This window comes from Candidatus Cryosericum odellii (assembly GCF_003570935.1).
GTDB classification, from domain to species: Bacteria; Caldisericota; Caldisericia; order Cryosericales; family Cryosericaceae; genus Cryosericum; species Cryosericum odellii.
Window position 1 is genome coordinate 1 of sequence record NZ_QXIU01000183.1, and the last position, 9,308, is coordinate 9,308.

General features: G+C 56.9%; 7 protein-coding genes and 1 pseudogene. 7 read left to right on the plus strand and 1 reads right to left on the minus strand.

Translation table 11 applies throughout. From position 1 onward, the window contains the following. The 7 genes from SMC5_RS11095 to nagA all read left to right on the plus strand — a co-directional run. A partial coding sequence (locus SMC5_RS11095; RefSeq protein ID WP_207799141.1) for a hypothetical protein occupies positions 1-211 on the plus strand: 211 nt, incomplete at its 5' end. Between the two features lie 461 nt (positions 212-672). Then, entirely contained in the window at positions 673-2,172 is a 1,500-nt protein-coding gene (locus tag SMC5_RS07400) for an MATE family efflux transporter (RefSeq protein WP_119120195.1), read from the plus strand. A 10-nt stretch (positions 2,173-2,182) separates the two neighbouring features. Further along, the gene (locus SMC5_RS07405) at positions 2,183-3,655 is read left to right on the plus strand and encodes an MATE family efflux transporter (RefSeq protein ID WP_119120196.1); all 1,473 of its coding nucleotides are present in this window, start codon (positions 2,183-2,185) and stop codon (positions 3,653-3,655) included. Positions 3,656-3,774: 119 nt separating this feature from the next. Continuing rightward, the gene (locus SMC5_RS07410) at positions 3,775-4,998 is read left to right on the plus strand and encodes a magnesium transporter (protein ID WP_119120197.1); all 1,224 of its coding nucleotides are present in this window, start codon (positions 3,775-3,777) and stop codon (positions 4,996-4,998) included. A gap of 9 nt (positions 4,999-5,007) precedes the next feature. Beyond that, a complete protein-coding gene (locus SMC5_RS07415; RefSeq protein ID WP_119120198.1) occupies positions 5,008-6,285 on the plus strand; it encodes an Nramp family divalent metal transporter in 1,278 nt (425 codons plus the stop codon). 72 nt (positions 6,286-6,357) lie between these two features. Continuing rightward, entirely contained in the window at positions 6,358-7,680 is a 1,323-nt protein-coding gene (locus SMC5_RS07420; RefSeq protein WP_119120199.1) for an MFS transporter, read from the plus strand. A 223-nt stretch (positions 7,681-7,903) separates the two neighbouring features. Beyond that, positions 7,904-9,061: an N-acetylglucosamine-6-phosphate deacetylase gene (gene nagA / locus SMC5_RS07425; RefSeq protein WP_119120200.1), complete on the plus strand. Its 1,158-nt coding sequence runs from the start codon at positions 7,904-7,906 to the stop codon at positions 9,059-9,061. A gap of 22 nt (positions 9,062-9,083) precedes the next feature. On the opposite strand, the pseudogene SMC5_RS07430 reads toward nagA, so the two are convergent. After that, positions 9,084-9,308 (minus strand): annotated as a pseudogene (locus SMC5_RS07430) (response regulator); the annotation flags it as partial.

Here is a 9,308-nt window from a genome sequence, read left to right on the forward strand (position 1 = left end):
GATAGACCATATTCAGATCGCCCGCGTACCGACAGGCCCTACTCTGATCGTCCCAGGACGGAGGCGCCGCGACTCGACGGCACGCCAGGAACGAGTCGGGGAACGGGACGTCCAGGTACGGACAATCGGAGGTTTCAGTCTTCTCCACGCGGTGGTACTTCTGATCGTAGAGGCTCTCGGGGCACAGAGGAGCCGCATCGCAAGTTTGTAAGTCGCTATGCTCCCGACATCAAGCCGGTGAGCCACGAGAAGGCGGCTACCGGTTCCTACAGCATCTGGGATGGAAAGGCGAAGGCCGAGCTGCCGCGTTTCGTCCGTCCGGATGGTACCGAAAGCACCGGCGGTCCTCGTCCGAACGAGCATCGTGGGGGACCTCGTCCTGGTGCTTCTGGTCGTTCTTCAAGCGGAGACGGGCGCCCCCCGGGTGACAGACGTGGTGGAAGTTTCGGTACCTCGAGACCAGGCGGAAGCTCCGGCTCAGTGCACCGTCCCAGTGGAGGACACGGTGATCCTCGCGATCACAGGGGCAGCAAGAGCGGTCCCTACAACCACTAACTTCGATCGAGATTGAGTTGACCACGAGAGGCGCCACACGGCGCCTCTCTTCTGTATGAGGGATCCGTATCATTTCTTGTTCGTAGTACGAATAAGGGTATACTAATAGAGGTTTAAATGAGGTACGGGTTCGTGCCCGACCGTCTGGAGGAGACCGTGGCAAGAACCGCATCAAGAAAAGAGATACTCGAGGGACCCATCGTCCGGACTATGTTCAGGTTGGCATGGCCGTTGATGATTTCCAGCCTGCTGCACTACCTGTATAATATGGCCGATACCTTCTGGGTAGGCCACTTGCCCGTGTCGGAGAATGCCTCCGCTGTCGCCGGACTTCAGATAGCCGGCCCGGTCATCTTCTTCCTCATGGCATTTGCCTTCGGGTTTAACTCCGGAGGGCTGGCGCTCGTGTCCCAGTACATGGGTGCTCATCGGAAGGAGGAAGCGAATACGGCAGCTGCCAAGACGCTTTCGCTGTCGATTGCCTTTGGGCTGTTCATCATGGTTACGGGTGTCATCTTCTCGCCTGCCCTGTTGAGGCTCCTCACCTCAGACCCTGCTGTCGCCCGCGCCGGAACAGTCTACACGCGTATCATCTTCATCGGCATGCCCTTTGAGTTCGTCGCGGCGGCGTATGCCCAGGTCATGGCGGCGTATGGGGATACGATCACGCCCATGCTCGTAAACCTGGCGACCGTCATCGCCAATATTGTCCTGGACCCATTCATGATCTTCGGGTGGGGACCATTTGCGCGCATGACGGTTGCAGGGGCTGCGGTGGCCACCATTATCTGCCAGGCCATCGCCGCAGTCATCTCACTGGTCATCCTGTTCAGAGGGAGACATGGTCTCCGTGTCAGCTGGCGCGACCTTCTTCCGGACTGGTTCTGGTACAGGCGGATTCTCAAGATCGGTCTTCCTGCCTCCATTGGCGTCTCCGGGACGTCATTCGGGTTTCTGGTTCTGACGGGCATCATCGGCCGTGTGCCCAACGCTACAGTAGCGCTCTCGGCATATGGCATCGGTGACCGCTTCATCAATATCAGTTTCGTTGCCATCGATGGTCTGTCGCTGGCCATCTCGACGATGGTCGGGCATGCTTTGGGCGGGGACCTGCGGAAACGAGCCAACAGTGTCGTTTGGACTGGCACTGCATTGATGTTTGGCATACTTGTGGGGGAGGGGACCCTTCTGAGGGTTTTCACGCCATGGTTGTTCAGAGCCTTTATTCCGACACAGCCGGCGATCATCAGCGAAGGCGTTCTGTTCATGTCCCTGTTCCTCCCCTCCATTCCGTTCTTTGGCATCGTCAACGGAGTCCAGTCGGCGTTCCAGGGTTCAGGGCACAACACGCCGCCAATGATCATGCAGCTCGTACGTCTCTGGGGTCTTCGCGTCCCGCTGTCATGGTTCTTCGGGTTTGCCATGCACATGGGATCGCGCGGTATCTGGACCGGTATGTTGATCAGCAACGTCCTTGCGGCTGTTCTGGCGCTGGTGTTTCTTGTAACGGTCGACTGGCACCACAAGGTCATCGAACACACGTCTGCACTGGCTGGGGCGATCGATGAGACGGGCACGTCAGAGCTGATCTCGACTCTGGCCGAGCCCGGGGTGTAGGGGGACGGACATGAGCCGGCGTCCGACGATGCCCACGCGCGAGGAGATCCTTCACGGTCCAGTCGTGGCGACAATGTTCCGATTGTCCTGGCCCGTCATGGTAAGCTCGCTGCTCAACATGGTGTACAACATGACCGACACATTCTGGGTCGGGCACCTTCCAAAGACCGAAAACGCGGTAGCAGTCGCCGGGCTTCAGATGTCAGGACCTGTTGTATGGTTTCTCGTCGCATTCGCGTTCGGATTCGGGTCCGCAGGTCTCGCTCTCGTTTCGCAGTTCATGGGAGCGCACAACGAGGTTCATGCGGAGAAGGCGGCTGGTCAGACCATGTCTCTGGCGATCCTGCTTGGATTCGTCGTGGCGTTCATCGGTGTGGTGCTGTCGCCGATTCTACTTCCCGTCCTGACTCCAGACCGGGCCATTTCGGCGGTGGCGATAAGTTATACACGGATCATCTTCATCGGGATGCCCGCCATCTTCGTCTCGGCTCTGTATGCACAGATCATGAATGCTTATGGAGATACGGTTACGCCGATGCTCATCAACACGATCACCGTCGGCCTGAATGTCGTCCTGGACCCGCTGATGATCTTCGGGTGGGGCCCGTTTGCCCACATGGGTGTAGCCGGAGCCGCTCTTGCGACCGTCCTGTGTCAGGTTCTGTCCGCAGTTATCTCGCTCTCGATTCTCATGACTGGGAGGCGAAAGCTGAGAGTGACTTGGCGTGACCTGCGTCCCGAGATTGCCTGGGTAAAACGCATCCTCCGCATCGGACTTCCCGCCTCAGTCGGGGCATCCGGTACATCCTTTGGATTCATTGTCCTGACGGGCATCATCGGCCGCGTCCCCAACCCCACGGTGGCGTTGTCGGCGTATGGGATTGGTGACAGGATGTTCAGCATCACCTCTCTCATCAATGACGGGGCTGGCATGGGCATAGCCACGATGGTGGGACGGGCGCTGGGTGCCGGCATGAAGGAACGGGCCACAGCCGTCGTGCGACAGGGGACGACTGCCATCGTCGGCCTGATGGCAGTTGCGAGCGTTCTTCTGCGTCTCATTACGCCCCTGGTGTTCCGGGCGTTCATTCCAAGCCAGCCGGAAATCATCGCCGAAGGCGTCCTCTTCATGTCGATCTTTCTCTGGGCCAACCCGTTCTTTGGGGTCATGATGGGTGTCCAGTCGGCGTTCCAGGGCTCAGGGCACAACGTTCCAAACATGGTTCTGGACCTGGTTCGGCTATGGGGCCTGCGCGTGCCGCTGGCATGGTTCTTTGCCATGACCCTTAAATTCGGATCACGTGGCGTCTGGATTGGTATGACTGTCAGTAACGTGGTGGCAGGTTTCCTCTCGCTCATTCTTGTGTTTACGATCGACTGGCGCCACAACATTATTGGGCACTTGCCTCTTCCTGAGGTTCTCCTGATGGGAGAGGAAGCCGTATCGTCCATCTCCGGAGTTGAGGTCGACGACCGTCCATAGGTCGTCTGTGCCCGCGTTCACCCTGCTGATTGCCGTGTCTCCACCCGTGCGCTTGACACCAGAAGCCATCATGCGTACCATACAGGCGCTGTGCCATTCTCTCGCCCCAGGAGGCGCAAATGTTCTACCTCAGTAACATTCTTGGTGTGCGCGTTCTGGATCGAAAGCAAGCCGTAGTCGGCTCGATAGCTGACCTTGAAGTGGCGACTGGCGAGAAGTTCCCGGTCGTCATGGCTGTTCTCGTCAAGACGCAGCGCGGCTTGACGAGCGTGGCGTGGCATAACGTGCGCGGCCTGGGCATCACAGAGTGTACTCTCAAACTCGCTGATGCTGAACTTCAGCCCAACTTCAAACTGGAAGACACCTCCATGCTATTGCTCAACCATGTGTTGGACAAACAGATTGTCGACATCCACGGTGCCAAGGTCGTTCGTGTGAACGATATCGAGCTGGCGGAAAGTCACGGGCAGCTGCGTGTCATAGCGGCCGATGCCGGGTTCCGGAGCTTCATGCGCAGGGCTGGGTTCGCATGGCTCATCCACATTGTCGAGCGGCGAAGCCATCACAAGATTGGCGAGAACTCGATTCCATGGAGCTTTGTAGAGCCCCTCGGGCGTGATGTTCGCAGCGTGCAGGTGAGGGCGACCTGGAAAGAGCTCTCAAAACTGCACCCTTCGGATTTGGCGGACATCGTGGATGACCTGGATTTTAATGAGCGCGACGCTCTCTTCAAAGCGCTGAACGACGAGCAGGCAGCCGATACGCTGGCCGAACTGGAGGACGACAAAGTCAAGGTCACTATCTTGGAACGGCTTGGCGTGGCGCGTGCAGCCGACATTCTGGAGGAGATGGACCCAGATGATGCTGCGGATATCCTGCAGGACACGCGGACTGAAACGCAGGAAGCGATGCTTCAGGAAATGGAGCCGGAAGAACGTGAGGACGTTCGTGAGCTGCTGGCCTATGACGAGGATACAGCCGGTGGTCTCATGACCAACGACTATCTCGAGATCAGACAAGAGATGTCGGCCGAGCAGGTCATCGAGGTTCTCCGTCGAGAGGTTCCAGATACGGAGACCATCTACTATTTGTACGTGACTGACGATGATGGGCATCTGGCGGGGATCCTGTCGCTGCGTGCGCTGATTGTCGCGCAGCCCGGTACCAACGTGGCCGACATCATGCAGAAACGCACCGTTTCGGTGTTCGTGGACGATCCGAAGGGCAAAGTGGCCGAGATCATCGGCAAGTACAACTACCTTGCGCTGCCGGTCGTTGACCACGAGGGCGTCCTGCAGGGCATCGTCACGGTCGATGACGTTCTCGACCAGGCGATGGATTAGCCTGGCGCTATGGCACAGATCTGGGAACGCATCAGGGGAAAGGTCCGGCGTTTCGCGCTGACATTGCCCATCATGCTCGCCATTCTTGGACCCGGGATCATTACGGGCAACGTCGACAACGATGCAGGGGGTATTACCACCTACAGTGTCATCGGTGCCAGGTTCGGGTACTCCATGTTGTGGATGCTCCTGCTGATTACGTTCACGTTGGCCATGATCCAGGAGATGTCCGCCCGTATGGGCGTCGTCACCGGCAAGGGACTGGCAGACCTGATCCGTGAACGGTTCGGTATTCGCTTGACCATGGTCGTCATGCTGCTGCTGGTGTTTACCAACCTGACCAACACCATGGGAGAATTTGCTGGAGTAGCGGGAGCCAGCTCGATCCTGGGCCTGAACCGTTTCCTCGTCATTCCTGTGGTTGCATTTTTCGTCTGGCTTCTGGTCGTCAAAGGCTCATATCGCGCTGTGGAGAAGGTTCTGCTCGTGTTCTGTATCTTGTTTCTGACCTATGTCATCAGTGCTTTCATGGCACATCCCAACTGGGGGATCGTTGCCAGATCCACTGTCGTTCCGAGTTTCCAGATGAACCCCGAGTTCATTTCGCTGTTCATCGCGACGATAGGAACCACGATTGCGCCCTGGATGCAATTCTACCAACAGTCTTCAGTCGCGGAGAAGGCGATCGACCTGAAGTACTACCGCTATGAGGCCCTGGACACCTATATTGGCAGTTTCCTCACCAACTTCGTCTCCTTTTTCATCGTCGTCGCATGCGCGAGTACTCTGTTTGTTGCGGGCGTCCGGGTCAATACTGCGGCAGAAGCGGCAGGCGCACTAGCGCCACTCGCGGGAAAATATGCGTCGATCCTCTTTGCCGTCGGTCTGATCAACGCCTCGATCATGGCCGCTGGGGTCCTTCCTCTCTCGACGGCGTATTCCGTGGCCGAAGCATTTGGCTGGGAGTCGGGGGTCGGCAAGTCATTCCACGAGGCCCCTCTCTTCTATGGTCTGTATACGGCTCTTATCGTTCTGGGTGCAGGAACGATCATGTTTGTACCGGAGAGCAAGCTCATCGGCATCATGCTGTTTTCGCAGGCGGCGAACGGCGTTTTGCTTCCTCTGATACTCGTCCTCATGCTGAAGTTGATCAATGACAAGTCATTGATGGGTGAGTACGTCAACAGCCGGGGCAAGAACATCGCGGTATGGGCGCAGGCGATTGTCATGATCATCCTGGCGGCAACGCTGACGGTCCAGACCGTGCTCCAGATGGTGAGGAAGTAGGTTCTTGACTCTACAACAACGAGAGTAGACTGTAGTTATCGGATAATTCGGTTAGCGAAAGGAAGAGACTGAGTGAACATTCGAAAGCGGCTACCGGCTTTTGAGTCCAAAGACTACCGGCTCTGGTTTGCTGGCCAGAGTGTATCTCTTGTCGGTACGTGGCTCCAGAACACAGGGCAGTCCTGGCTGGTTCTCAAATTGACAAACTCGCCCCTCAAGCTCGGGGTGTTGACCAGCATCCAGTTTCTCCCGTCTCTGATCCTCTCGGTGTTCATTGGACCCATCATCGATCGTTTTCCAAAGCGCTCGATCCTGTTGTTTACGCAGATCATGTATGCGCTGGCCGCCGCTGCTCTGGCTGTCGTGACGTTTGGGGGTCATGCACAGTACTGGCAGGTGCTGGTCATTGCCGCTGTCACAGGCATAATCAGTGCTATCGACTGGCCGACCAGACAAGCGTTTGTGGGTGAACAGGTGAACGACAGGTCTGCCGTCGTCAATGCTGTTGCCCTCAACAGCACGATGTTCAACATCGCCCGTGTTATCGGCCCTGGCATCGGTGGGGTCCTGATTGCTATCGTGGGCATTCCCTGGACATTTACCCTGAACGCGGTCAGTTTCATAGCCGTTATCGTCAGCCTGCTCCTGATGAAGGCAGGCCGCAAGCCGACTAAGAGCAGTACGGGAAGCTATGCCCAGGAAATCCGCGAGGGCACCCGGTACATTGCCGGGAATCAAATCATCATTAGCCTTTTGATCATATCGGGCGTCATCAGCCCGTTGCTGCTCAATTTCAACATCATGATTCCCAGCTTCTCCATGCTGACTCTTCATCTGCAGGCAGACGGGTATGGAGGGTTGATGTCGGCAATGGGAGTTGGGGCAATGGCCGCCGGGGTACTGATGTCTCTCGGTGGAACACGCCTGGAACCGACTCCTGCCTACATTTATGGTTCGGGGTTTGTCCTCGCGGTTGCGATGGTCCTCGTCGGAATACAGCGGAATTTCTACTTGACCGGCTTGTTGCTGGTCTTCTGCGGGTTCGGTATGGCGGCCCTGTCGACGATGTGCAACACGGCTCTCCAGATGCAGTCGCCCGACCGCATGCGTGGCCGCGTTATGGCTGCCTACAACCTCGTATGGGTGGGTTCGACTCCAATCGGCGCGCTCTACGCGGGGAAGATCTGCGATGCCCTCGGTGCCAATATGGGCTTCTTCGTTAGCGGCGTTATTGGCGTCGTGTTCTTGGGCGCAATGCTGGTCTTCGTTACTCCCCGCGTCTTCCGGGGCCTACGAACGTTCGCTGTGGCTGATTCATCTGCTGGAGGCGGTTCTCAGACAGTCGGTCCCCTCGACGGGCTGGACGCTCGAGCACCTGGAGTAGACAAAGACTGACGCACGCTTGTTGCCGCGTGAAAGATACCTGAGTGGGAGGTGATCGTGGAGCAGGGTGGCGCAAGCGCTTCCTGAGCTTCGATGAATGAGATGCGAAGAGTTGGCGAACGTTCTCTTGCTCGCCATCGTGTTGGGCCTCGTGTTCGGTGCATTCAGGATTCTATAGGGATTTGCCCGGCGGCCTCGAAAGAGGATTTTGACGCAGTTCAGAAAGGAGCTATCTATGGCTATTGCAATCAAGGGAAGTCATTATGCCATCAAGACAGACAATCTGTACCTGCCTGAACGGATGACAGGGATCTTCTGGGTTGAAGTAAAAGATGGTCGTGTGACCGGGGTCACGACTTCAGCTCCTACGGGTGCGGAGGTTGTTGATCTTATTGGACAGGTTGTTGCCCCTGGATTCATTGATACCCATATCCATGGATACAAGGGTTTTGATATCATGGACGAGGGAATCAAGGCAGTACGGGGAATGGCTACTACACTACCTGAGACGGGTGTTACATCGTTTTTCCCAACAACAGACACCTACATTCTTGAGGGAATCGAACACATCCTTGCTGAGACTACACCTGAATTGGATACCATACCTGGCGCTCATCCACTTGGATTCCATATGGAGGGTCCGTTTTTGAGTAAAAACAAGCCGGGAGCTATGAAGGTGGACATGATGGTGCCGCCGTCCATTGAGAAAGCAGCACATGCGCTCAAGGCTGGGCGTGTTGTCATGATGACCGTTGCCACTGAACTGCCTGGCGCACTCGAAATGGCTGATTATCTTCGTGATCATGGATGCACGGTTACCATTGGCCACAGTGCAGCAACTGTTGAGCAGGCAGGCGAGGCGTTTAGCCACGGGATCAATGTAATAACTCATTATTTTAATGCGATGTCGGGCCTCAATCAGCGTGCTCCTGGTCTGGTTGGCGCCGGGATGACCTATCCTTTCTGGCTCCAGCTCATTTGTGATGGTGCTCACTCGCACCCTGCCGCCGCTGGGATGGTCGGACGGCAATATGCCGACCGTGTCGCCCTGATCACAGATGCGCTTGCCGTCTGTGGTCTGCCTCATCCTGCTACATACCATGCGGATGGAAGCGACATTATCGTTGATGACACCATCGCTCGGTTGCCAGACGGAACCATTTGCGGCTCCATTTTGACACTGGACCACGCGGTGCGCAACCTTATGGACTTTGCCGGTGTTCCTCTTCAGACAGCCCTTCGCTGCGCTGGACTCAACCCAGCTTTATCGGCGGGAATTCATGACCGTGGTGCCTTGCGGCCGGGCTACTGGGCGGACATTGTTATCCTGGATGCGCAGACCCTGCATGTCCAGGCAACCATCAGGGAGGGTCAGCAGGTCTTTGCGGCCTGACACCAACCAGCTGGAGTGGTTCTTAGACCGTCGACTCTTCCTCTGGGCCGGATGCCGGAACGGCGGGAGCATCCAGAGACTGACGTACGCGTGTGGCTAATTCCTGAAGCGTGTAGGGTTTCGGGATGAAGGCCACGAATCCCGTACTGGCGAAAGGAGTGTCAGTCGCATCATAGCCGGACATCAGGATTGCAGCCACCGACGGATTGATCTCACGAAGCTTCTCGAACAAGTCCTTGCCATTCAT